This window comes from Pyrinomonas methylaliphatogenes, from assembly GCF_000820845.2.
In the GTDB taxonomy this organism is placed as follows: domain Bacteria; phylum Acidobacteriota; class Blastocatellia; order Pyrinomonadales; family Pyrinomonadaceae; genus Pyrinomonas; species Pyrinomonas methylaliphatogenes.
The window spans coordinates 179,758-204,706 of record NZ_CBXV010000007.1 but is presented as its reverse complement, the minus strand read 5'-3'; the positions used below and the strand labels follow the sequence as shown (position 1 = coordinate 204,706).

The window sequence follows — 24,949 nt, the reverse complement described above, 5'->3', positions numbered from 1 at the left end:
GCGCTTTCCCCGACGACGCGAACGCCCACGCTAGGTTCGACCTGCAACCTGACAGTGGCGACGGATTGCGCTCGCGCATCGGCTAGGACGAAGAGCGCGATCGCGACTAAGCAATGCGGAGGACACTTCGCGAGCTTGATGGACATGCGAGTTAGTTTGAGCGAACGCGCGAATTATTTCAATCGCATAGCTCAACGAGCATCGCATACAACGAATTTGCGAAAAAGCTGTGAGGGGGCTCGACGCCCCCTCATTTTCGCGAGAGTAAAGCGCGCTTCAGTCTAGAAGAAGCGTAAAGTGTAGGAGACGCGCACGCCGCGTCCGATCTCGGGAGCGAGATCCTTGATGAACGACAGGTGATTGCGATAAAGCTTGTCGCCCAAATTGAACGCCTCTATGCCGAACACGTGCAGACGGTGTTGCCGCGGGATGGTATATGAGGCGAGCAGATTGACGATGCCGTATCCGGCGGTCGGCCTCTCGGTCGGGAAGACCTGATCTTGCCGATCGACCATGACGACCTCAGGCCGAACGCTCAAACCGCTGAGGCGGAAATCCAATCCGACGCGACCGCGCGCCGGCGGGATGCGCGGCAAGGGCGTGTCGGTCGAGACGATCCGCGCGCTCACCGAATCGAACCCCAGATTCAAGAAGAGGCGATCGGGCACCAGTCCTATCTCCGCGCTCAACTCGGTCCCCATGTATCGACTCTTCGCCTGTGAGTAATCGGCCACCGGCAAAGCATCTTTGATCTCGCCAGTCGGCGCGAGGAAGACGAAATCCCCGATACGGTAGTAGAAGAAGCTGGCCTCTCCGCGCACCCGCCGCGTCGCGTAGCGAAGAGCGAGATCGATCCCGTTGCCGAGCTCACGTCGCAAGTTCGGATTGCCTATCTCGAAGGTCAACGTCCCGACATGCGGCCCGTTGTTATACAACTCCTCGAGAGCTGGGGCGCGATAAGAGTGCGTATAATTTGCGACGAAGGTCGCGTTCTTGCTGATGCTGAAGCGGAACCCAGCCGCCCCCGAAAAGCCCGTGAAAGATCGCCTCCGCGCTCCGCTGGGATCGTAGCGCGTGTTCTCGATGCGCCCACCGAACTGGAACCCGACGCGCTCAAAATCGAACTGTTGCAAGGTGAAAGCGGCAATGACGTTTTGCCTGACCGGCGGCGCAAGAGCCTCTTCGCCGATCGTCTCATAATCGCGATGTAACCCAGAGAAGCCGAAACTGCCGGACCAACGCCCGCGCCTCTTCTGTTCGAAAAAACCACGATACGCGTATTGTTTATTATTGAAAGTCGTATCGGCTACGCCGTCCTTCAGCTCCTGATGCCGATAATCCGAGTAGTCGAACGAAAAACGCGCGCCGCCGATGAACGAATTGAGTTCATGCCATCCGCCGCTCAAGCGCACATCGTGCCGGCGCATCGAAAGATCTATCAGCCCAGATTCGCCGCCCAACTCTCCAGCAAAAGGCACCCCGTATCTTCTCCGATCGTAGTCGTACCCGAAGGCGAGGAAACGGCGACCGGTGTAATATCCGAGTCCAACTCCACCGTTTCCATAACGAGTCTTCGAGTTGAGAACTGGACCGATCGGCGTCTCGTAATCTCCGGTGCGCTGTCCGCTGAGGTTGCCCCAGAACAAAAGATCGCCCGCCCCATACTCGAATCCTCCGCCGCCCCCGCCGAGCGCATTGGCCGTTCCAGCGCTGCCAGTCAAATAGCCGCGCAGACCGCTCTGCGGACGGTCCGGATTATCGAAACGACCGCTGATGGCGTTGACGACGCCGCCGATCGCATTGGACCCGTAGAGGAGAGTGGCCGGGCCACGCACGACCTCTATTCGATCGACAGATAGGACATCGATCGGTTCGCCGTGATCGCCCGACTGCGAACCGAGCGAGCCGACCCCAAGTCCATCCTGAAGCACTAAAACACGATCGCCGTCGAAACCGCGAATGACCGGGCGCGCGGATCCCGGACCGAAGCTACGTTTGGCGATCCCAGGTTCGTTCTCCAGCGCCTCGCCGAGCGAAGTGTGACTGCGCTGCACGAGATCGATGGAGTTGACGGCGGTGACAGATTGATAAGCCTCGAGCGCAAGCTGCTCTTGCCCGGTCGCCGTCACCGTCACCTCCTCGCGGATCGGCGCAAGTTTCAGGCGAAAATCGAGCGTCGCCGTCTCACCGGCGCGAATGGTCACCGTTTCCACAGCATCGGGGAACCCAGCAGCGTGGACGATGACGCGATACGTGCCCGGCGGGATTTGCTGAAACTCGTACTTACCGTCCTCGTCGGTATTTGTCGCGCGACGTAACTGGACGATGGAGACGTTGGCGTTATGAAGCGGCTCGCCGCTCTGGTCCAGAACGACGGTGCCGCGCAAACTGCCTGTCCCTTGCGCAAACGCGCGCGGCGTCCCACTCAAAACGACGATCAATGCCAAGATCCTAAAGATATCCTTCCTCCGCATATCGATCTCCTCCTAAATAAGGCCGTGCAAATACGACCGATGTGCTCGACCGAACGCATGAATGCTACGAGCGAGACCTGGTTCTCGCTCGCAAGCGGCGAATGTGGTGCGCTTCGACGGTTAAGAGATCAGATGCGCGGAGGCGCGCGACTCGAAAGGCTTAGGCAAGCGAGATAGCGATATGAATCGACAAACGAGGTGCGATGCGCCGAGACGCTGAGCGGGGCGACCAAGCTCACCAGCGAGTAAGCGGGATCGCTGACGAATTCCCGCTGCAATTGACAGAGCAGACAATGTGGCGCCCCGTCCTGCCCTGAAGAATGGGCCGGTTCGCTATCGCCTGCCACTCGAGCGGCCAAAGGGGAGTGCAAGGGTCGTTCTAGGCGGTGATAGTGCGTCGCGTTGACGAGAAAGGCGTAAACGGTGAGCAGGAGCAAAACGATCGCCGCTTTGGAGTTGAACCGTCTCATCCGCCCCGAATCCCTCTTGCGCTTACGATTTGCTCCTGTTGAACCTTAGTCGTAGATTAAGCCATAGCGTAACAGATCTGTCAAACCGCATCAGAGGTCCATCTATGGAACGATCGAACGAACGCAAAATATCTTTTCCACAAGACCTGTTGCGTGACAAAGTGGCCATCATCACCGGAGGCTCGCGCGGCATCGGGCGCGCGACGGCTCAACGCATGGCCGAGGCCGGCGCACATGTTGTCATAAATTTCGTTGGCAACGAAGAGGCGGCGAAGCAAACGGTTGAGGAGTGCCGGGCCTTCGGTCGTGAAGCGCTGGCCGTGCGCGCCGACGTGGCGAAGCTGGACCAGTCGAACGAACTCGTCAAAAAGGCTATTGAGCGATTCGGTCGCGTTGACGTCATCGTCGCCAACGCTGGCATCTGGGAAGGAGCTCCTATCGAGGAGATGGGAGAAGAGCTGTGGGATCGCGTCATCGACTTGAATCTTAAAGGGACGTGGAGCATCTGCCGCGCCGCTATTCCCTACATGAAAAGGCAGAAGGGCGGTTCTATCGTCATCGTCAGTTCGACGGCGGGGCAACGCGGGGAAGCCGGTTATTCGAACTACGCGGCCTCGAAGGGCGGGCAGATAAGTTTCACGAAATCGCTCGCCGTCGAACTGGCGCCCGAGATTCGCGTCAACTGCGTTGCGCCCGGATGGGTTGATACCGACATGTGCCAAGGGGTCTTCGCGGACGAAGATTACAAGCGGCGCATTATCGAGACCATCCCGCTGCGGCGCGTCGCGCAACCGGATGATATAGCGACCGCCATCGTCTTTCTCGCCTCCGACTGGGCGCGACACATTACGGGCGAAATACTGAACATCAACGGCGGTTCGGTGCTCTGCGGTTGAGGAGTTAAAAACGCGGCGGACGCTCCCTTTACGCGGCCTGATAAAGAAGCGGGTTGAGCGGACTAGCGGCCACCTCGCCGGGCCGCTGTCCGGGATGAAAAACCTCCATATCGACTCGGCGGTAATCGTTATCGGGCTCCATGATCCGCGCGCCATCGGCATAGTAGATGATCGTCATCACTTCGCGCACGCGATCGCTCCGATTCGCCTGAGCGCAGTGCAGCACGTAGCCAGCGTGAAAGGTCGCATCGCCGGCGCGCAGGTCGTAGCTGACGAGCGGGAAACCGCGCTCCGCGATCAGTCGCTCGAAGAAGCGCTGCGCTTCATCCGAGATGATCAAGCTTCCCAACTGGCCTTCGCGATGCGATCCGGCTGCGAAGGTCATCGTCCCTATCTCGCGCGGCGCATCGACCAAAGGCATCCACATCGTGATCGTGTGCTCGGTCGAAAGCGGCCAGTAGACCTGATCTTGATGCCAAGGCGTCTGTTTGCCGCCGGGCGGTTTGAAAAGGGCTTGATCGTGATATAGACGAACGCCGCTGACGCCCATCAGCTCCGCGGCGATCTTCGCAAAACGGCGCGCGAAGACGAAGCGGCGCACGGCCTCGCTCTTCAACCAAAGATTGGTCACCTGAATGAAGATCTCGCTGTAATCGTCTATCTTCTGCGGCTCTTTGCGACGCGCGTTCTCGTAGACAGCTTCCTCGATCAAAGGCCGATATGCGGCGACCTCTTCTTCCGAAGCCACGCCGCGCAGAAGGATGAACCCATCACGACGATAGCTTTCGATCTGCTCCGAAGTGAGAGGATAATCTTCAACCAGTTCGGGCAAGTTCTCTGCGGGCAGCGGCATCTTATTTGCCCCCTCTTCGCCTCCGAAGGCTCGGCTTCAACATAGCCGACTTCTGATTCGATTGACAAGTCCGGTCGAACCTGTCAACCTTTCCCACAGTCAGGAGAAATCTCTCTTCGGAAGCGATGGCGCTTTTTGTCGAACGCCATCGCTTCACCACCTCAGCATACAGAAAGGAGCGTGACTTATGTCAGATATTCAACGTACAGCGGAAGCGACGTGGACTGGGAATTTGCGCGGTGGCGAAGGCAAGATCAGCAGCACGAGCGGCGTGCTGCGCGACGCGGGCTACAACTTCGCCACGCGCTTCGAACAGGCGCCGGGCACCAATCCGGAAGAGTTGATCGCCGCCGCACATGCGGCTTGCTACAGCATGGCCTTCGCCGCGACGCTCGAACGCAAAGGGCATCAACCGCAAAGCATCACGACGCGCGCAACCTGCACAGTCGCGCCACAACCGACAGGTGGCTTCAAAATCACCAAGATCAAACTCGAAACCCGCGGCAAAGTTCCGGGGTTAGACCAAACGACGTTCGAACAAGTGGCCCGCGAGGCTGAACAGATCTGCCCCGTCTCGAACGCGCTTCGCGGCGGCGTCGAGATCGAACTCGACGCTAAGTTGGATGAACAGGCCATGTCGGCTTGAGCCGGCAAACGTCTCCTTCTCATAGCCCAGAGAAGAACTGCAGGCGCGGCCCGTCGAAGCCACGCCTGCTTCTTCCTTCAAATTCGCCGCATCACGAAGATGCCGATGAAAGATTCGTGGCCAGCATTTCAACCGCCGCGTCGTTTGCGCGGGATTCAAAAGAGCGCCATCCGCCAGCTTTTCGATCGCGCTCCGACTGGCAGCATCAATCTAGGCTTAGGCGAGCCTGACCTGCCGACGCCGGAGATCGTCCGACGCACGGCAGCGCGCATCGTCCTCGAAGAGCAGAACGGTTACACGACCCATGCGGGTCTTCCTGCCTTACGCGAATTGATCGCGCGCGATTACGCCGATCTTTCACCGGATCGGGTGATCGTCACGGCAGGTTCGCAAGAAGCCCTCTATCTTGCCCTCATGACGCTCGTCGAAGAAGGCGACAAAGTCCTGCTTCCCAATCCGGGATTCGTCGCCTATCCGGCGATCGTGCGCATGGCCGGAGGCGAAGCGAGCTTCTATCGCCTGCCAGCCTCGCGCGATTTCGCTTTCGATCCCGATGAATTTCGTCGCCGCCTCGATCGGCGCACCAAAGTCGTCGTGCTCACGAGCCCATCCAATCCGACGGGGCGCGTCCTTACGCGCGAGGATTTGATCGCCATCGCACGGGCATTGGACGAGATCGGCGCCTGGATCATCAGCGATGAGATCTACCGCGAGCTTTACTACCTTCCGGAACGTCCGCCTTCGATCTCGGAATTCTACGAACGCACGATAGTCATCGGAGGCTTATCAAAAGCGCTGAGCATGACGGGATGGCGTTTGGGCTGGTTATGCGGACCGGCGGACGTCGTCTCGAGCGCCCTCGTGCTTCATGGGTACGTGACGACGTGCGCCTCGACGATCGCGCAAAAGGCCGCCCTCGTCGCCTGGACCGATGAAGCGTCACGCGCGCGCGCGCAAATTCGCGCGACCTTCCGCGCGCGGCGCGATCATCTACTTGAGATGATCGTCGATCGCCTCGAGCGGCGCGCGATCGTTCCCGAAGGAGCCTTCTACACGATGCTCGACGTGCGCGCTGACGGTCCCTCTTGGACGATCGCCGAACATCTGCTCGCCCACGGCGTTATCACCGTTCCCGGCTCCGCCTTCGGCGATGAAGCGGAAGGCTTTTTGCGCCTCTCCTTCTGTCTCAACGAGGAAGCCCTCGCCGAAGGCGTGAGTCGCATGAAGAGCGCTTTTCAAAGTTTGCGCCGCAACCCAGCATGACGTCTATCCTTTCGGCGAGTAATAGCCGCGGCGCGTTCGGACCCGTGCACCGGGATGCGTCTTCACCAACAAGCTTATGCGACGAAAGCGACCATCCTGCGGATCATCCGTCGCGTAATAGCTCAAGACATACTGCTGGGCCAAGTCGGCGGCTATCTGGGCAAACGCCCGATCGAGATCTTCAGTGGAAGACGGAACATAGACCATCCCGCCGGTCTGCTCGGCGAGCTCTTGCAAACGCCTTTCCGCCACTAGGTCACGCAGGTTCGGATTGTCGCTGCCGCCCGTTTGCACGGCATAGACCTGACAATCGGCGGCGATGACCTGGCTGAGCGCGCTTTCGAAACTCGTATCGCTGATCGTGTCGGCTCCGTCGGAGATGATGACGATGACGCGCCGCCCCTGCTGCGGGCGCAGATAGGTCGCCGCTTGCGCGAGGCCATCGAGAAGGGCTGTGGCTCCAACGGGCTTACCGAAACTCTCGATGGCGCGCACAAGCTTTTCGACATCGTTCGTCAAAGGCTGCACGAGTTCGGCTGTCGTCGAAATTGAGAAGAGCGCCGCCTGATCTATCGGACGGATGACGCGCTGGAAGAACCTGATGGCCGCACGTTTTTCGAACTCCCGCGTCGCCGTGATGCTCGCGCTGTTATCGAATAGGACCGCCATCCGCACGGGCGATTCGGAACGCATCAGTTCGCTTATCGGCTTGACTTGCCCATCGATCTGCAATTCGAAATCCTGAAGACCGAGGTTCGTAAGCGGGCGCCCAGCCTCGTCCGTCACAGAGGCGGGGATCGGAACGAGCCGCGAGGCGATCTTAATGATCTCATCGCCGAGGTCTTGCTCGGAAACGGTTGAACGGATCGGCGCGGCGCTCCGCGACGGCGCTGGCCCCTGTTTGGCTTTCGCGTCGCTTGACTTTTTGACGTTACGCCCAGATTGCGATCGGACGCTCTGTGTTAACAGCAGGCACGCTATCCCCACGAAACACCAAAGCAACGCGGGCATCAAACGGTTGAAGCGACCGTCTCTTCCTTTTCGAGCATGCGGAGCCATTCTTCCCACGCCTGCAGGGCAAGCTCGACTTGGCGTTGATGGCGCTCGCGCTTCGTCTTCAACCCGCGCTTTTCCTCCGAACTCAACGGCTCGAGCAACGCGAACGTGATGTTGATCGGCTGATAGTTCTTCGGATCGGCGGACGAGACGTATCGCGCCAGAGCCCCGATCGCCGTGCGCGAAGGGGCAACGACCGGTTCCAAACCGGCTAACACGCGCGCCGCATTGACCCCAGCCAACCATCCCATCGCCACGGATTCGACGTAACCTTCGACTCCGGTGATCTGCCCGGCGAAGAAGAGGCGCGGACGGGCGCGCAGTTGCAGCGTCGGCTGCAAAAGACGCGGCGCGCAGATGTAGGTGTTACGATGGATCTGTCCGAACTGAAGGAATTCGGCGCGCTCCAAGCCGGGGATCAGCCGGATGACGCGCGCTTGTTCGCCATAACGCAAATGGTTCTGAAAACCAACGATGTTATAGGCATCGGCCAGAACGTTCTCCGCCCTGAGCTGCACGACGGCATATGGTTCGCGCCCTGTGCGCGGGTCGATCAAACCGACCGGCTTCATCGGGCCGAAACGGAGCGTGTCGCGCCCGCGACGCGCAAGCTCTTCGATCGGGAGACAGGCTTCGAACCAACGCGCTTCTTCAAAGCGCTGTAATGGCACGCTTTTGGCCGTGATCAGAGCTTGATAGAAGCGCTCGTACTCCTCCTCGTTCAGCGGGCAATTCAGATAATCATCCCCACCTTTGCCGTAACGGGCTGCGCGGAAGGCCACCCTCATATCGATCGAATCGGCGGCGACGATCGGCGCGATGGCGTCGTAAAAGTACAGATGATCGCTCCCCGTAAGGCGCGCGATCTCTTCGGCCAAAGCATCGGAGCAGAGCGGCCCAGCCGCGATGATCGTCACACCCTGCGCAGGTATACGCCGCACCTCCTCGCGAACCAACTCAATGCGCGGATGCGCCGCGATCCGGCGCGTCACGTAATCCGCAAAGGCGTGACGATCGACGGCCAGCGCGGCTCCGGCGGGAACGCGCGTCGCTTCCGCCGCTTCCATGATCAGCGAGCGCGCACGCCTCAACTCCTCCTTTAACAGATACGGCGCGGTGCCCGGCTCATCAGACTTCAGTGAGTTCGAGCAAACTATTTCGGCAAGCTTGTCCGTTCGATGGGCCGGAGTCTGCTGGACCGGTCGCATCTCGTAAAGGCGCACGCGCGCGCCGCGTTCCGCCGCTTGCCAAGCGGCTTCCGCGCCGGCCAAACCTCCGCCAATGACGATGATCTCACTCATGCTAACTCCCTAACCCGCTTCGCTCCCCCTTCAGACGAGAACTTCGATGTGATCGCGGGAGCTGACTGTTGCTCGACTTACGGTTTCACAGTTTCGATTTTAACGCCCTCGACCCGCGTATTGAAGCGGCGATAGTCGCCGTATTCCAGCGTGCTGTTGAGCTCCACTTTTGAAAAGAGGAAGAGCCGCGCGGCGATGTTGAACTCGGCGAACCGCGGGAGCCAAACGCCTTCGGGGAGGCGGGTCTGCTCGAAGACGATGGCCGCTCCGGGGCGGAACGAAGCGATTAAGCCTCCACCTATCTTGAAATCGCGCAGCAGCCGGGCTTCAAGACGCGCAACCTGCTTATCCTCGACATCGATCCAAATCGTGCCTCCGAGCCGTGCGATAACGGACTCGACGCGATTCCGCGGGCGATAATCTGGCCGCGGACGGAAGTCGAAAACCAGCGTCCGACGTCCGCGGAAATCCTCATAGCGCGGCGAGACCATCTCACAGACCTTGAAGAAGTCCGTGATCTTGAACTCATCGTCAGACTGCGTTCCATCGCGCTTCTCCTTCTCGCGCTCAGCGCGGGCGATGATCCCCGCCACCCGCGCCTCCTCTTTCGCCGCCCGATCCGGAGAGAGCGGAACGCCATCTTCGCTAACCAATTTGCGAACGGAGAGCCTCTTCGGCCCCAACAGCGGATAGACTTCGTAGACGCGCACCGTCTCCTTCTTCACATTGCCCCGACCATCGACCTCGCGCCTCGTCTCCTTAAGCGTGAAGGTGTACTCGCTGATGCGACGCTCCAACTCCTCTTGATTCCTCTCGGCTTGGCGAAGGAAGGCCTTGAAATCGAATGTCTCATCTTGAGGCGGATCGAAAACCTTCCTCTCCAAACCGATCTCGCGTTTGACGTCCACCAAATCGAGCGCCAAGTAGGGCGTCCCGCGCCACCAAACTTCTACGCGATGCGGTTCAAGTCCACCATTTACGGTTCGATAATCGCTGAAGCTCATCGACAGCCCGGCAATCTCATCGAGCGTCTTCAGCAACAATCCGCTCCGCGCGCTGAACGAACATCGCACACGCGCTCCATCGCGAGAGGTGAATTCGACGATGTAGACCAACTCGCCGCCATCGAACGCGCGTCCTACGGTTTGCGCGCGAATGCCCGCTTTCTTGAATTCGGCGAAACGCATAGCGCCGAGCGTCGCCCAGAGCCGCGCCCTCTTCGCCCCATCATCCGCGAGCGTATGAACGGTGTGACCGATCGACACCCAAGCCGAGTTCCCGTTTACCCCGATGCGCCTTTCGTCGCCATTCAACTCGAGATCGGCGCGGAAATAGGACGGACGAAGGAATCGCGTTGTCACGGTGCCTTGCGCACTACCAGCTATCCTCCACAAATAGATCGCTCCAGCCGCCCCCTTGCCGCCCAAAGCTTTCGAATAGTGGCCGATCAACTTTTCCGCCGAAGGGAGCCCCTCCTTGCGCTGCGCGACTGAACCGCCAGCGAAGATACAGACCGCTAATGCGGCGAGCAAGGCACGACAGAAGCGATCCCCGCGACGTGACAGGCGGGCCGCCGCGGCAAACCGACTGGGTTTATCAGAATCGCGCCTCAAGGTGTCCTTACGCTCTTCGATCAACCCGACTCTCTCAATCGAACTTCGAACGCCGATTAGACCGGACGGTCAAAGTCGCGACCACAACCGCTTAAGTTTAAAGCGTACAACGGCAGCGCACCGTTGTCGATCAAGCGCTCCCCTCGCCCCGAACTTGACAGTCAGAAACGGTGCCCACTATATTTTGAGTTTCGAGCCGGCTTAGCTCAGTTGGTAGAGCGTCTGATTCGTAATTAGAAGGTCGTGGGTTCAAGTCCCACAGCCGGCTCCAAAAGCAGATTCCCGGGGCAACCCGACATAGCTTGCGAGTTAAAGTTCTAGGTCCGTTATCCGCTTTCGGGATGTCGCCGACGCAGCGGCGTGGCCTCTATGCTTAGCCCTGCGGCGAAGATCCCACGAGTTCAATTCTTCGCAGGCGAATTTCTTAACCGATCGCTCACATCTTATCCGCCTCCTGATCGCGCTCCAACCGATCTTCTCGCCGAGCGAGTCATCATCTTATCCGCTCGCTTCCTGATCGCGCTCAGCGATCCATCCTTTGGCTTTTGCCCCATCTCTCAGCTATACTTTGTTGCTCGCCCTGCGCTAGGAAGCTTTGAGCGAAGCGCGCACCGTAAGACTTCGGGTTGCACGCATCCAGGCGGGCGGGTGCCTAAGATTTTGGCAAGCGATGTTGTAAAGGTGACTTGCTTTTCTGGCGGATGAGTGCGAGATTTTCCGCGCCGCGCGGCAGGGACAACCGTAAGACAGACAGATAAGCTGCCGTTGGAAAGGTTCTGCAAGCTGCGGTTTAATTGTTGACGACGGTGAAATCCGTTCCGTCACGTTCGGGCCGCGACAAGTTCTGAAGCTTATACGGTCTTGCGTGTTAAGTTCCGCGGCTTCCAACTCAGCGAAGCTGCGTCCGAACCAGCGCGCGACGCGCGCGCGTTATTAAGCTCACGTCCGAAAGACCGCAAGGGCGGCGAAAAGTCCCCTCATTCTGCCCGCCGGAGCGAAGGTCCGCACAACGTCCGCTCTCAGAACAACGCTTGCAGGCGAATTCGCAGCGCAAGAGGAGACGGATTTCGAAAGATGCCGAAAGAGATGATCATCAGCGTCAACGGACGCGAAAAGAAGATCGCGATAATCGAGGACGGACAAGTCACAGAGTTTTACATCGAACGCGGCGAAGCCAATCAAGGCGTCGCAGGCAATATTTATAAAGGGCGCGTAATGCGCGTCCTTCCGGGGATGCAATCCGCCTTCGTCGATATCGGGTTGGAGCGCGACGCATTCCTCTACGTCTCGGATTTCTTCGACGAAGAGGAGGAGTACGAGCGCATAAAAGTTCCAACAGGCGAATCGGCGCGGGCGACAGAATCGCCCCAATCTCGCCGATCGGCGCCAACCGAAGAGCGCCCACAGGATCTGCTCACAGAGGCGACGCCTAGCCCGATCGAACTGGCTGAAGATGAGGGATCGCCGCTCGCGTCCCCATCGGCAGAAGAGGCGTCTCCCGAACCTAAAACGGAAGAACTGCGTCCAGTGGAAGATTTGACCACCCCCTTCGTCGCCGAATCGAGTTTCGAGCGCATCCTCGATGAAGAGGTCGCCGCCGAGGAAGGGGAACTCTTCAAGGATGCCATCCTTCAAGAGCGGCTTTCTGACGAGGTTCGGGCCATCGAGTTTGACATCGAACCGACCTCAACCGCGGAAGTCGGTTCGATCCTTCCCTCTTCAACCCCGTCACCTTCGGGACTCGAGCGCGTCGATGACATCGAGCCAGAGGCGCAATCGCACGAGGAGAGAACGCCCCCTTCGCTCGCCTCTGAGGTCCAGCCCGTCGAGAACGAGACACAGCCTCGCCGCCGATCGCGCAGCAAGAAGGCTGCTGGTGAAACCGAGGAGACGGCGAGCAAACGACGCGGGCGGAGCAAAAGCGGCGCGTCGGAACAGACCTCGACGGCGCGGCGTAAACGGCGCAAGGCCGAAGCGGAGGGGAGCGAAACCCAGCTCGAAGACCGAGAGGCGCGCCTCTCTTCGTCGCGATCGCGCGCCGAATTCGCTCGGCGGCGGCGCAGACGACGCGCGAAACAACAGCCAGAGACGCCCGCCGAGACATCAAACGGCAACGGCGCCGACGCGGCAGCGGAAGTCGCCGAAGCGCTCCCCGGGCGCGCCGACGGATCGCGCCACCCGCATCCAAGCATCACGGAACTTTTGCGCGAAGGGCAGGAGATACTGGTCCAGATCGCGAAAGAACCGATCGGGCAGAAAGGCGCGCGCATCACCTCGCATATCGCCCTTCCCGGACGCTATCTCGTCTATATGCCGACGATTGAGCACATCGGCGTGTCGCGAAAGATCGAATCGGCCAACGAGCGCGCACGGCTGCGCAAGCTGATTCAAACCATCATGCAAGAAGAGGACGTGCCATCCGGCGGCTTCATCGTGCGCACGGCGGGCACGGGCGTCAGCGAAGCGGCGCTGCGCGAGGACGCGCGCTATTTGATCCGCACTTGGTTGGATATCCGTCGCACTGCCGAAAGGGTCAAAGCGCCCGCGCTCATCCATCGCGATCTCGACCTAGTTCAACGCATCCTGCGCGATCAACTCTCGGATGAGTTTACGGCCATTCGCGTCGACTCCGAAGAGGAGTATCTGCGGATCGTCGAATTCGTCAACCGGATCCAACCACGCCTCGTCAATCGCGTGAAACTCTATACGCGCGATGAACCGATCCTCGAAGCCTATGGGGTGCAGCAAGAGATCGATAAAGCGATCAAACCGCGCGTCTGGCTGAAATCGGGCGGCTATCTGGTCATCAATCAGACGGAAGCGCTCGTCGCCATCGATGTCAACACCGGCAAGTTCGTCGGACGCGGCAGCAACCGCCTCGAAGACACGATCACGAAGACCAATCTCGAAGCCGTCGAAGAGATCGCGCGTCAAATACGTTTGCGCGATCTCGGCGGTATCATCGTGCTCGACCTGATCGATATGGAGGAGCGGCGCAACCGCCAGCGCGTTCTGCAAGCGCTGCAAGAGGCGTTGCAACATGACAAGTCGCCGACGAAGGTTCTCTCCTATAACGACTTCGGTCTCGTCATCATGACGCGCAAGCGCGTCAAGCAATCTCTCGAACGGACGCTTTGCTCGCCCTGTCCGTATTGCCAGGGAGCCGGTCTGGTCAAATCGCCGCAGACCATCTGCTACGAGATCCTCGAAGAGGCGCGCCGACTCGCGCGCAGCATGAACGGCGAGCCGATCAAACAAGTGACGCTGCGCGTCAATCCAGAAGTCGCGCGCGCTCTACGGACGACGGAGCGCGACGTGCTCGCGGAAGTGGAGGAATATCTCGGCGCAGTTGACATCACGAGCGACGAAAGCGTTCATCAAGAGCAGTTCGACTTCGCCTTCGTCTGAGGTTGAAAGCGAGAATGGAGCGCGGTGGGCGATCAGCGACCGCGCTCCAGATCTCCGCCTAAAGTTTAGAGATCCTCTATGAGCGAGAAGAGGGGAAGAAAGTGGTGGACGGGCTGGAAAGGGATAGTCGCTGGCGGCGCTGGCTTAGCGACGCTCGTCACCTTCAACGCCATCGCTAAACGACGGCGCCATCGGACGTCCGACCCGCCGGAAGAAGGCTGCCCCGGAGAGATTCAGTCTTACAGGTGGGAGCAATGGAACATCATCTATCGAACTGCCGGCCCAGCATCGGCCCAACCCATCCTTTTCATCCATGCGATATTGGCCGGCTCATCGAGTTACATGTGGCGGCGCAACATCGCGCCTTTGGCGGATCGGTTCCGCATCTACGCCCCAGACCTTCTCGGTTTCGGCTTCTCCGATAAACCCGCCGTCGCTTACACCGCAGAGCTATACGTCGAGCAACTGACCAGTTTCATACGCGATGTCATCAAGCGACCGACTCATATCGTCGCCAGCTCGCTCGGGGCGGCCTTTGCAGTTCGCCTCGCCGCTGAACGGCCCGATCTGGTCGATAGCCTCGTCCTCATCTCGCCAACTGGCATGACTAACACGCACGGACAGCCCGGAACGGCGAGCGCCTCTTTCTACGGACTCCTTCATTCGCCCATCCTCGGCGCCTCTTTCTACAACGTCATCGCAAGCGAACGGAGCTTGCGCGATTACGCACGGCGCTATCTCTACTACGATCGCAACTCGGTCACGCCCCAACTCGTCGCGCACTACTACGCCATGAGCCATCAATCCGGCGCTCAGCACGCGATGGCCGCTTTCTTTTCAGGCTCTTTGAGCTGCGACATGCACTCCAACTTCGCGCGACTCAGCCGACCGGTCACGATCATCTGGGGACGCGAGGATCGGAACAATTCCGCTGAGAACGCGAGGCTCCTTCTCGCGCTCAATCCGCGCGCGCGGCTCGTCATCTTCGATCGCTGTCGCATGATGGTGCAAGAGGAACAAGCCGAAAGGTTCAACTCTCTTCTGCACACTACGCTCACCGAGAAACGCAGCGCCGCCGCTTGAAACGAATCCGAGTTCCGCCTCATCTGGACATGGGCCTTTCGAAGGCTCGTCCCGATTCGGTTATGGCGAGACGCCCCGAACCACGACCAAAACTCTTCAACCCGATCCGACCTTCCCCGTCGCCAAAATTCGGCCAGACTCAGCCCGCGCACGCTTGACTTTTTCGGGCGCCGCGCTCACGCCACCCGATTCCCGCGCCGCCCCCCCGTTCATCGACTTCCGACACGAAGCCGATCCTTTCGCCACCAAATCTTTGTGCCTCGTGTGAAGGATGAACGAAAGCCGCTGATGCGTTATCCCAAGCAGGCGCGCCGCCCGCGTAACGCGCCAACCGGATTGTTCGAGCGCGCGGCGGATCAGCTCAGCCTCGTAGTGATGGACCTCCCGTTCGAGCGAACACCCGGCCCAAACATCGACAAAGCCGATCTGCTGCGCCATCCGTAAACCGACGATCTCGATCGACTCCGGTCCGATAGTCACACCATCTTCAGCCATGATGAAGGTCCGTTCGATGAGCGTTCGCAGCTCGCGGACATTCCCTCGCAACGGCAATTTCTGTATGGCGGCTAAACACTCGTCGCTGAACTCGATCCGCTTGCGATAGCGGCGCCGCGCATCGGCGATGAAGTGGAGCGCGAGCGCACGGATGTCTTCACTCCTTTCGCGCAAAGGTGGAATGGTGATTTGAAAGGCGAAACGATAGTAGAGATCCGGACGGAATCTCCCCTCTTCAACCAATCGCCCGAGATCGCAGTTCGTCGCCGCCACGATGCGCACATCGATCCGGTCCGGCTTACCGCCACCTACAGCAGAGACCTCACCGAGTTCGATCAAGCGCAAGAGCTTCGCTTGGACCGCTGCGCTCAATTCGCCTATTTCGTCGAGAAAAAGAGTGCCACCCGCCGCCTCGCGCGCCGCGCCAGCATAATCACTGACGGCATCGGTGAAGCTACCTTTGCGATGGCCGAAGATCTGCGACTCGAAGAGCGTCTCGTTCAAAGCGGCGCAATTGATCGCCACAAAACGCCCCGGCCTTCCACTCCATTCGTGCATCAGACGCGCCAAGACCTCTTTTCCGGTACCGGTCTCACCGAGAATCAGAACGGAGGCATCGCTCGAAGCCACTCGTCGCGCGTAATCGAGCAGCGCAGCTGTCTGCGGCGAGGCATGGACGAAAACCGTCTGGTGAGATGGGCGTTTCTGCCCCGATATTATCCGGCGCGCGCAGCGGCGCAGTCGCTCATGCAACTCGCTCGATCCGGCACCGAGCAAGTCATCAGCTCGTTCATATGCCTCGCGCAACTCTTCGAACGCTAAGCGCTCACCGAGCTCTTCGCAGAGAGCGAGCGAAGCGTTCACCGCCTGTTCGACGTGCCCCACCTCTTCGGCGACCTTAAGGGCGCGCTCGAACGCCATCTTCGCTTGATCGAATTGTCCCAGGCGAGCGAGCGCTGAACCATGTGTGACGAGCGCTTCGGAAAGGAGCGAACGCTCATCCCCGCGCGCGAGCGCATTGACCGCGCGACGGATGGTGCGCTCAGCCGCCGAATTGCGCCCCTGGGCCAGCAACGCGCGCGCGCGCGTCTCATCGACTTGAGCCAAACTGCCGATATCGCGCAGACTCTTGAATAGACGGCGCGCCCGCTCCAAGTGCAAGCTTGACTCCTCAAATCGCTTGAGCTTGAAGAGCAGGAAACCGATGTTGTTCTCAACGCGCGCACAGTAGCGCAGATGTCCGGCTCGCTCGAAATAGTAGCTAGCTGCGGCGTACTCTATCAGAGCTCGATCTACATAGTCAGATCTCCGCTCAAGATCACCCAAGTTACGCAGAACGATAGCAAACGTATTATGGAATCTCCCTTTAACCAAATCGCTGCAACAATCAACCAGATGTTTCGCTCTATTCAAAAATTCAAGGGCGGCCAAATAAGAACCAGCAGAACGTTCAACCTCGGCACTACGGATGAGAGCAACCGCTTTTAACTCATGATTACCCACAGACTCAATCGAGCTAAGAGCTGCTTGCAATATTGTGCGCGCTTCATTGAACGAGCCTTCCCGCCAATAACACCAAGCTAGTTCAAGCTGAGCCTCGAAGATCTTCTCTGCATCACCGAGGCAATCAAAGCATAGTAATCCTCTGGTTATTAGATCTTTTGCCCTTTCCTGCGCTCCTTTAATGCGACGCGCGCTGCCCAACCATCCAGTCAAGCTGCCGACGCGAAGCAATACTTCTCCTATTGTTATCTGGTTCAATCCATCAAGCGCAAGATCTTCATCAAAACCAGGCCATATCTCACCGAGCACCCGCGCAGCCGCTTCGTAATTACCTATCTCTTCAAGCTCCTTTGCCCGCGCACACCGTAGAAGGATTTGGGCATCTGAACTACCCGCTGCACTGTTCCCTCTCACGGCTTTCGTCTTCAACATAAGATGAGGTTCCCTATCAAAATTTTCTTGTACAACCTTCTAACACAGATGCTATCATGCTTACATCCCAGCAACATAGGTCAAACTGTCCAACCGATCGGTTCGGCTGTTTGACTATAACTTTATAAGTTTCAGGAGATTGGAAATGAGATTTTTGCGTCAACTTTTCGCCATCGCCCTTCTCGCCTGTGCTTTCACCCTCTCTACTTTCGCAGGCGAAATGGGCACAGGCTATACATCCTCTCCCACAACCACTGCCGCAGGAGAGATGGGGACGGGATATACTGGAGAAATGGGTACCGGATCAGCTCAGACTTCCAGCTCTTTCGTCCAGATCTTCCTGCTAACGCTACAGGGAGTATTGCCGCGCCTATAGGGCCCTTAAACTATAGGCTCCCGTGAGAGCTTAAGGGTTAGGGCAAAGTTGGTGCGCAATCTTTCTTCGCCATTCGTGGCGAAGCGGTGTTGGTATATCTTTAGCGTGCTCTTTCTCAATCAACACTTGTACCTTCTCACTCATCTCCACTCTTTTTTAAAGATCTCGCTGCCGAAAGACAGCGAAGCAATTTTATTCTCTCTCCACTTGCAATTACAAGGATAATGATTCCGCTAGGCCCGAATTCGAATCCCTTAATGAACTTGCTTCTAAAGAGATGCTATACTTTGCCAAAGACCGAAAATTTATGCCTTAGAAAAAGATGATCATGAGCAGGAATTTGCTTATATTACTTTTGCTCTCCTATGCGCCATTAAGCGCCTGCACCTCTAATCAAGAGGCACCACATGCTTCGCCGAACGCCAAGCGCTACGATTTAAGAGGGACAGTCGTTTCGGTCGATCGCTCGCACAAACAGGTTATCATCGCGCACGAATCGATCCCCGGTCTCATGGATGCGATGACCATGCCATTTACGCTCTATAGCGATTGGGCTTTCGACACGCTCGCTCCCGGCGACCAGATACAGGCGACGCTCGTCGTCGACGGCGATCGCTCTTGGCTAGAAAACCCAGTCATCGTGCGAGGCGAAGCGGCAGCTCAACCCCCGCCGTCTTCAACCGAAGCCCCTCCCGGCACAGAAGTCCCCCCTTTCACGTTCATCAATCAGGATGGCGCGCGCGTTCGGCTGGTCCAGTATCGTGGCCGCGCGTTGGTGGTGACCTTCATCTATACGCGGTGTCCGCTTCCGGACTACTGCCCGCTAATGACCTCTAACTTCGCAACCATTCATCGGCAGATGGAATCCATCCCTGAGCTAGCGCACCGCGTGCATCTATTGAGCATCACGGTAGATCCAAGCCATGATACGCCGGCGGTCTTGCGCACCTATGGGAGAGAGCGGGCCGGATTGCTAGATTTCAAGGATTGGGAATTCCTCACAGGCTCGGAGGAAGAGATCCGCCAAGCGGCCCGTTTCTTCGGCCTCGACTATTTCCCCGAAAGCGATCAGATCATTCACAACCTGCGCACCGCCCTCATCGCGCCCGATGGGAGGCTCGTCAAAATCTACCGTGGCAACGATTGGAAACCGGATGACGTTATAAGCGACCTGCGCGGTCTACTGAAAGAGTCCGATGCGCACACTCAGCATTTGCACACTCAACATTAAAGCCGAATCGTTCAGCACGCCGTGAATTTACAAGAGGAGGCGCCGCCGTTGCGCGTCATGCCTGCGGCAGAGAGTTCGTTCGACGCCGTTTGGGTCAACTTCCGCCAATCCAGGTGATCTTCAGATGAAGCGAGAGATAATCTTCTTTCGGTGAAGAGGGGCGCGCCCCCAGCTTGAGCGATGGGGAGAATGTCAGGTTCGGAACTTCTTCAACGCCCATCTGGAGGAACTTCTCCGCGGCGCATACCCGCGAGAGATGTCACGTTCGGAACTTCTTCAACTCCTCGATCAAAGCCGGAACGACTTCGAACAGATCGCCGACGATGCCGTAATCGGCGACATCGAAAATTGGCGCTTCGGGATCTTTGTTGATGGCGACGATGGTCCCGGCGTTCTTCATGCCGACGAGATGTTGAATGGCGCCGCTGATTCCCAGCGCGATATAGAGCTTCGGCGCGACCGTTTGTCCAGATGAACCGATCTGCCGATCGATCGGCAACCATCCGGCATCGCAGATGGGGCGGGAAGCGGCCAATTCGCCGCCGAGCAAATCGGCGAGTTGTTGCGCGAGCGCGAGGTTCTCTTGGCTTTTGATGCCGCGCCCGACAGCCACGATGATCTCCGCCTTGGAAAGATCGACCGCTTGCTTGACTTCCTGAAAGGCCGGTTCCGGCTTGGTGCGCGGTTCGTTTATTTCGAGATCGATCTGCGAGATGTTCGCTCCAGCGCCCTTGGCCGCTTGCTCCGCGCGATAAGCGCCAGATTGAAAAGTGACGAAGATCGGCGGGTCATCATCTGACGCGACATCCGCATCCATCTTCCCGAGGAAGACCCGACGAGTGAAGATCGGTCTCCCTTCGACCACGTTCACGCGCACGCAATCGCTTATGAGATCGCGTTTGAATCTCGCGGCCAATTTCGGAGCGAAATCGCGCACAAGATAGGTATGCGGCATGATGACATATTTAGGGTTCACCATCCGCACAACATGTTCCATCGCCTGCGCATAAGCGTCCGGCGTGTACTCGGCGAGCCGCTCATGATCGATCTGAATGACACGGCTTAGATCGTAACCAGCCAGTTGCGCTGCCAGCTCGGCGACGCCGTATCCTAGCAGGACCGCTTCGATCGCTTGTCCTAACGTTCGGCCCAACGTTTGAGCCGCCGCGATCGTCTCGAATGTCGCTCGATTTAGGCTTCCACCGCGCTGTTCAGCGAAGACCAGGATGCCGTTGGCCATAAACGGAACCGTTCCTTTGATCCCTCTCGAAATCTGAATTCGATCGATGTGATCGGGGAGCCTTAGCTGCGGCGAGAACGCTCCCCCTCAAATGACCCGCACTTCGGCGTGCAGTTTCTCGGCAAGCTGCGCCGCAGCCGCCTTAGCATCGCCGTTACCGAGAAACTGCGTCTGCTTGCTCTTCTGCGGAGCGTACACCCTCTCGACGCGCTGATGCACCAGTTCACCGAGGTTTTGGATTGAAGGCTTCACCTCTCGAATCTCCTTCTTCTTGGCCGCCATGATGCCTTTGAGCGTCGCGTAGCGGATCTGATTGATCCCAGATTGAATCGTCAGCAAAGCCGGGAGAGGAATACTGGACCACTGATACCAGCCGCTCTCAAGCTCGCGTTTGACGCGCAACGCGTCGCCGGTCTTCTCGATTTCGATGACGATCGTCGCATGAGGTAGGCCGAGAAGCTCCGCGAGTATCACGCCCGTCTGCGCATAACCATAATCGTCCGATTGTAGCCCAGCCAAGATCAGATCGGGACGCTCATCGCGGATCGCTTCGGCGATGAGCGAGGCGCTCGCCAGCGGCGGAAGGTGCGCCAAGTCATCGCCGACGATGTGGACCGCCCGATCGGCGCCGCGCGCCAACCCATCTTTGATCATGCTCTTGACGCGCTGCGGCCCCATCGAACAGATGACGACTTCGCCGCCGTGTTTCTCCTTCAAGCGAAGCGCCTCTTCGAGGGCATAAGCATCGGATTCGTTCGCCTCGTAGGATAAGTCGCCTTCTTCGATCCATGTGCCTTCGCGATTGATACGCAACACGGCATCTCTGTTCGGCACCTGTTTCATCAAGACGATCGTCTTCATAGCGCGCTGAGCTGGCCCGCCGTTTGTTCTCCCGTTCAACTTTTTCCGAAGCGGAAGACGTTCGCGGTCGCCAATCTACTCCTCCTCGTATCTTCGAAAGAGCAAGGCGGCGTTCGTCCCGCCGAAACCGAAGGAATTCGACAGGGCGCATTCGATCTGCGCTTCGCGCGGTTCGTTCGGCACATAATCGAGATCGCAATCTGGATCCGGCGTCGTGTAATTGATCGTCGGCGGGATCATCTTGCGCGCGATGGCGAGCACGGAGAAGACGGCTTCGATCCCACCCGCCGCGCCGAGCAGATGCCCGGTCATCGATTTAGTCGAACTGACGGCCAATCTGTAGGCATGCTCGCCGAACGCCTTTTTGATCGCCAGAGTCTCGAGCCGATCGTTGTAAGGGGTTGAAGTCCCATGTGCGTTGATATATCCGACCTGCTCAGGGCGCACGCCCGCATCGCGCATCGCCATCTGCATGACGCGCACCGCGCCCGAAGCCGTCTCATCCGGCTGCGTGATGTGGTAAGCGTCGGCGGTCATGCCGTAACCGGCGATCTCGGCGTAGATGCGCGCGCCGCGCCGCCGCGCAAATTCGAGCTCTTCGAGGATCATGATCCCGGCCCCCTCGCCGATGACGAATCCGTCGCGTTCCGCGTCGAAGGGGCGTGAAGCGCGCGGCGGATCATCGTTCCGCGTCGAAAGAGCGCGCATTGCGGCGAATCCGGCAACGCTCATCGGCGTGATCGCCGATTCCGCGCCGCCGCAGATCATCACATCGGCGTCGCCGCGCTGGATGATCTTGAAAGAATCGCCGATCGCGTGCGCGCCCGCTGAACACGCGGTCGCCGTCGCGGAGTTTGGTCCCTTCGCTCCGGTGCGAATCGAAACCTGCCCGGCGGCCAGATTGACGATAGCGGATGGGATGAAGAAAGGCGAGACGCGACCGGGCCCCTCTTTCAGCAGCTTCGAATGTTCGCGCTCGATGGCCCAGAAATCGCCGATCCCGCTGCTGATATACGTGCCGACGCGCTCGGCTATCTCGGGCGTGATCCGCAAGCCGCTGTCGCGCAAGGCTTCATCCGAAGCGGCGATGGCGTAATGGATGAAGGATCCCATCTTGCGCGCCTCTTTCTTCTCGACATAGTCGAGCGGATCGAAATCCTTCACCTCAGCAGCGATGCGGACGGGGAAATCCGAAGCGTCGAACTTCTTTATGTAATCGACGCCACTTCGCCCCGCCATCAAACCGGCCCAGGTCGCCTCGACCGAATTGCCGATCGGAGTGACCAGACCGAGCCCAGTAACTACGACGCGACGTTTCACAAGGTCCATCCCTCAATGCTCGAATTCTTTATCCCAAAAGCCTGACACCATCGGCGCGTTTTCGAGATTCAAGGAACCGATCGCGGCGAAGCGCGCTCAAGAAGCGCCACTCCGCCGCAACCATCATTTCTTCAGATGCTGGTCGATGTAGTTGTAAGCATCCCGCACGCTTTGGATCTTCTCGGCATCCTCATCTGGAATCTCTATGCCGAACTCTTCTTCGAACCGCATGACGAGCTCCACGGTATCCAACGAATCCGCGCCGAGATCGTCGATGAAACGCGCGTTAGGTGTCACTTCGTTCTCATCTACTCCAAGTTCATCAACGATTATCTGTTTGACTTTAGCTTCGATCTCCGGATCGGGCATTGCGCTTGCTCCTCCTAATCGAAATGATGGAACCTCACACTTAAAGGATTAATGCGGGTGAGCGGTCGTCAGCGAACCGCTTCCGATGAGTCCATCGAGCGTCGCACGCAAACTTCGAGCGTCCTCCGCGTTCAACGTGCGCGCGCGCTCGATCGTCTGTCGAATAAGCCCAGAGAGGACCTTTCCCGGACCTATCTCGACGAAAACCTCAACCCCTTCGCGCTCCAGAAGCGCGACCGATTCCCGCCAGCGGACGGGCGCCGCCACTTGTCGCACGAGCGCTTCGCGCGCCTCCGCCCCGCGCCGAACGATCGCCGCATCGACGTTCGTAACGAGCGGCGTGGCGAGATCGTTGAACTTGACGGCCTCTAGGTCGCGCGCCAATCTCTCTGCCGCCGGGCGCATCAACTCACAGTGGAAGGGCGCGCTTACTGGAAGGCGCACCGCCCGTTTGGCGCCGCGGGCGCGCAAGACTTCGATCGCGCGTTCGACCGCTTTGGCGTGGCCGGCGATCACGATTTGCGATGGGGAATTGATGTTCGCTGGCGCGCAGACGCCGTCTTCGGAAACTTCGCGACACGCTTCTTCGACCGTCTCCAGACTCGCGCCGAGGATCGCGGCCATCGCGCCGACCCCGACGGGCACTGCCTCTTGCATATACCGCCCGCGCGCGCGCACGATCCGCAGCGCAGAGGCGAAATCCATCGCGCCCGCGGCGACGAGCGCCGAATACTCGCCCAGACTGTGCCCGGCGACGAAGGCCGGTGCTGGCGCCCCTTCGGCCTCGAGCGTCCGTAAAGCGGCGATCGAAACGGTCAGAATCGCCGGTTGCGTATTCTCCGTCAACTGCAACGCCTCCGCCGGCCCTTCAAAGCACAGGCGCGAGAGCGCAAAGCCGAGCACGTCATCGGCCTCTTCGAAGACCTGACGCGCGACCGCGAAATTATCCGCAAGGTCGCGCCCCATCCCAACGCTCTGCGACCCTTGACCGGGGAAGACGTAAGCTAAACGCCCCATCGCCATTCGGTTCTACAACACGCTTCGTGCAAAAAGCAAGGCTCGACTCAGGCCTCTACCAGCGCAACAGCGCTCCGCCCCATGTCACCCCGCCGCCAAAGGAGGCCATCAGCACGAGATCACCCGGACGCACGCGCTCCTGTTCGACGCATTCGTCAAGCGCGATCGGGATCGACGCGGCTGAAGTATTCCCATGCCATGCGATGTTCGAGTAAACCTTCGAAGGATCGACGCCGAGTTTTTCGGCGACGGCATCCGTTATGCGTTGATTCGCCTGATGCGGGATGAAGAGATCGACATCGCGCGCCTCTTTTCCCGCCTCTTGCAACACTTCGAGCGCCACTTCGGCCATGGCGCGCACGGCCACTTTGAAGAGCTCGTTGCCGCGCATCTTGTAGTAGTGCAAGCCGCAGGCCAGCGTCTCCGGCGTCGTCCCTAAACGCGTCCCGCCGCCCGGCGCATAAAGATGCTCGGCGTATCGCCCGTCCGAACGTATGCGCGTCGCCAATATCCCACGCTCGGGCTCGACCGGCCCCAGCACGGCAGCCCCGGCGCCATCGCCGAACAGCACGCAGGTCGAACGATCCGTGTAATCGACGTACCGGGTCAGGACTTCGGCCCCGATGACGAGCGCATAGCGAATCCGCCCGCCGCGAATCATCTCCCGAGCGAGCGCCAATCCATAGATGAAGCCGGAGCAAGCTGCCGCGAGATCGAACGCGGCAGCGCGATGCGCGCCGAGTTCAGCCTGCACTAAACACCCTGTGGAGGGGAGGATCTGGTCCGGCGTGACCGTCGCGCAGATCAGCAGGTCTATGTCGAGCGGATCGATCCGCGCGCTTTCGATCGCTTGCCGTCCGGCGCGCACCGCAAAGAGCGAGGTGTATTCATCAGGCGCGGCCTTATGCCGCTGCTTGATGCCCGTGCGTGTGGTTATCCACTCATCGGAAGTATCGACCATCTTCTCCAGATCGGCATTGGTCAAAACGCCTTCCGGATACGAACGCCCCGTGCCTAAAATGCCTGCATTCACATTGCCCAT

At 59.0% G+C, this 24,949-nt stretch carries 20 protein-coding genes, 1 tRNA gene and 1 pseudogene; 7 read left to right on the top strand and 15 right to left on the bottom strand.

Translation table 11 applies throughout. The annotated features are described in order from the left end of the window. Positions 1 to 281: 281 nt before the first annotated feature. Both PYK22_RS10500 and PYK22_RS10495 read right to left on the bottom strand, forming a co-directional pair. The gene (locus PYK22_RS10500; RefSeq protein ID WP_041976985.1) at positions 282 to 2,474 is read right to left on the bottom strand and encodes a TonB-dependent receptor; all 2,193 of its coding nucleotides are present in this window, start codon (positions 2,472 to 2,474) and stop codon (positions 282 to 284) included. Positions 2,475 to 2,602: 128 nt separating this feature from the next. Next, entirely contained in the window at positions 2,603 to 2,944 is a 342-nt protein-coding gene (locus tag PYK22_RS10495) for a hypothetical protein (RefSeq protein WP_041976981.1), read from the bottom strand. A gap of 104 nt (positions 2,945 to 3,048) precedes the next feature. On the opposite strand from PYK22_RS10495, the gene PYK22_RS10490 reads away from it, so the two are divergent. Next, on the top strand, positions 3,049 to 3,840 hold the full coding sequence (locus tag PYK22_RS10490; protein ID WP_041976979.1) for an SDR family NAD(P)-dependent oxidoreductase: 792 nt from the start codon (positions 3,049 to 3,051) through the stop codon (positions 3,838 to 3,840). A 28-nt stretch (positions 3,841 to 3,868) separates the two neighbouring features. On the opposite strand, the gene PYK22_RS10485 is transcribed toward PYK22_RS10490, so the two are convergent. Next, complete coding sequence (locus PYK22_RS10485) at positions 3,869 to 4,693, bottom strand: phytanoyl-CoA dioxygenase family protein (protein WP_041976976.1); 825 nt, start codon at positions 4,691 to 4,693, stop codon at positions 3,869 to 3,871. A gap of 187 nt (positions 4,694 to 4,880) precedes the next feature. Here PYK22_RS10485 and PYK22_RS10480 point away from each other — a divergent pair, with 187 nt between their 5' ends. After that, complete coding sequence (locus PYK22_RS10480) at positions 4,881 to 5,339, top strand: OsmC family protein (RefSeq protein ID WP_041976973.1); 459 nt, start codon at positions 4,881 to 4,883, stop codon at positions 5,337 to 5,339. 99 nt (positions 5,340 to 5,438) lie between these two features. Further along, entirely contained in the window at positions 5,439 to 6,602 is a 1,164-nt protein-coding gene (locus PYK22_RS10475; RefSeq protein ID WP_060635562.1) for a pyridoxal phosphate-dependent aminotransferase, read from the top strand. Between the two features lie 3 nt (positions 6,603 to 6,605). On the opposite strand, the gene PYK22_RS10470 is transcribed toward PYK22_RS10475, so the two are convergent. The 3 genes from PYK22_RS10470 to PYK22_RS10460 all read right to left on the bottom strand — a co-directional run bounded on the left by PYK22_RS10470 (position 6,606) and on the right by PYK22_RS10460 (position 10,596). Then, on the bottom strand, positions 6,606 to 7,589 hold the full coding sequence (locus tag PYK22_RS10470; RefSeq protein ID WP_157770826.1) for a VWA domain-containing protein: 984 nt from the start codon (positions 7,587 to 7,589) through the stop codon (positions 6,606 to 6,608). A 23-nt stretch (positions 7,590 to 7,612) separates the two neighbouring features. After that, complete coding sequence (gene trmFO, locus PYK22_RS10465; RefSeq protein ID WP_041976967.1) at positions 7,613 to 8,959, bottom strand: methylenetetrahydrofolate--tRNA-(uracil(54)-C(5))-methyltransferase (FADH(2)-oxidizing) TrmFO; 1,347 nt, start codon at positions 8,957 to 8,959, stop codon at positions 7,613 to 7,615. A gap of 77 nt (positions 8,960 to 9,036) precedes the next feature. Beyond that, a complete protein-coding gene (locus PYK22_RS10460; RefSeq protein WP_041976964.1) occupies positions 9,037 to 10,596 on the bottom strand; it encodes a hypothetical protein in 1,560 nt (519 codons plus the stop codon). A gap of 171 nt (positions 10,597 to 10,767) precedes the next feature. Here PYK22_RS10460 and PYK22_RS10455 point away from each other — a divergent pair. From PYK22_RS10455 to PYK22_RS10445, 3 genes are all read left to right on the top strand, one after another. Further along, a tRNA-Thr gene (locus PYK22_RS10455) sits at positions 10,768 to 10,843 on the top strand. Positions 10,844 to 11,646: 803 nt separating this feature from the next. Next, positions 11,647 to 13,980: an Rne/Rng family ribonuclease gene (locus PYK22_RS10450; RefSeq protein ID WP_041976962.1), complete on the top strand. Its 2,334-nt coding sequence runs from the start codon at positions 11,647 to 11,649 to the stop codon at positions 13,978 to 13,980. A 78-nt stretch (positions 13,981 to 14,058) separates the two neighbouring features. After that, the gene (locus PYK22_RS10445; protein ID WP_060635561.1) at positions 14,059 to 15,063 is read left to right on the top strand and encodes an alpha/beta fold hydrolase; all 1,005 of its coding nucleotides are present in this window, start codon (positions 14,059 to 14,061) and stop codon (positions 15,061 to 15,063) included. A gap of 96 nt (positions 15,064 to 15,159) precedes the next feature. On the opposite strand, the gene PYK22_RS16740 is transcribed toward PYK22_RS10445, so the two are convergent. After that, positions 15,160 to 16,932 carry a sigma 54-interacting transcriptional regulator gene (locus PYK22_RS16740; protein ID WP_235789162.1) on the bottom strand — a complete coding sequence of 591 codons (1,773 nt, stop codon included), beginning with the start codon at positions 16,930 to 16,932 and terminating at the stop codon, positions 15,160 to 15,162. 39 nt (positions 16,933 to 16,971) lie between these two features. After that, positions 16,972 to 17,493: pseudogene (locus tag PYK22_RS18385) on the bottom strand (tetratricopeptide repeat protein); the annotation flags it as partial. A 704-nt stretch (positions 17,494 to 18,197) separates the two neighbouring features. On the opposite strand from PYK22_RS18385, the gene PYK22_RS10435 reads away from it, so the two are divergent. Then, entirely contained in the window at positions 18,198 to 19,100 is a 903-nt protein-coding gene (locus PYK22_RS10435; RefSeq protein WP_162199838.1) for an SCO family protein, read from the top strand. 94 nt (positions 19,101 to 19,194) lie between these two features. Here the strand turns inward: PYK22_RS10435 and PYK22_RS18185 are convergent, their stop codons facing one another. The 7 genes from PYK22_RS18185 to PYK22_RS10405 form a co-directional block, all read right to left on the bottom strand. Further along, the gene (locus PYK22_RS18185) at positions 19,195 to 19,320 is read right to left on the bottom strand and encodes a hypothetical protein (RefSeq protein ID WP_268871523.1); all 126 of its coding nucleotides are present in this window, start codon (positions 19,318 to 19,320) and stop codon (positions 19,195 to 19,197) included. A 39-nt stretch (positions 19,321 to 19,359) separates the two neighbouring features. Continuing rightward, positions 19,360 to 20,340, bottom strand: coding sequence for an electron transfer flavoprotein subunit alpha/FixB family protein (locus PYK22_RS10430; RefSeq protein WP_041976959.1), 981 nt, complete (start codon positions 20,338 to 20,340; stop codon positions 19,360 to 19,362). Between the two features lie 87 nt (positions 20,341 to 20,427). Further along, positions 20,428 to 21,201, bottom strand: a complete 774-nt coding sequence (locus tag PYK22_RS10425) for an electron transfer flavoprotein subunit beta/FixA family protein (RefSeq protein WP_041976957.1) — start codon at positions 21,199 to 21,201, stop codon at positions 20,428 to 20,430. A 75-nt stretch (positions 21,202 to 21,276) separates the two neighbouring features. Then, a complete protein-coding gene (gene fabF / locus PYK22_RS10420; protein ID WP_041976954.1) occupies positions 21,277 to 22,530 on the bottom strand; it encodes a beta-ketoacyl-ACP synthase II in 1,254 nt (417 codons plus the stop codon). A 114-nt stretch (positions 22,531 to 22,644) separates the two neighbouring features. Beyond that, entirely contained in the window at positions 22,645 to 22,890 is a 246-nt protein-coding gene (locus tag PYK22_RS10415; RefSeq protein ID WP_041976952.1) for an acyl carrier protein, read from the bottom strand. 48 nt (positions 22,891 to 22,938) lie between these two features. Next, positions 22,939 to 23,907, bottom strand: coding sequence for an ACP S-malonyltransferase (gene fabD, locus PYK22_RS10410; RefSeq protein ID WP_041977314.1), 969 nt, complete (start codon positions 23,905 to 23,907; stop codon positions 22,939 to 22,941). Positions 23,908 to 23,962: 55 nt separating this feature from the next. Further along, positions 23,963 to 24,949 carry a beta-ketoacyl-ACP synthase III gene (locus tag PYK22_RS10405; protein ID WP_041977312.1) on the bottom strand — a complete coding sequence of 329 codons (987 nt, stop codon included), beginning with the start codon at positions 24,947 to 24,949 and terminating at the stop codon, positions 23,963 to 23,965.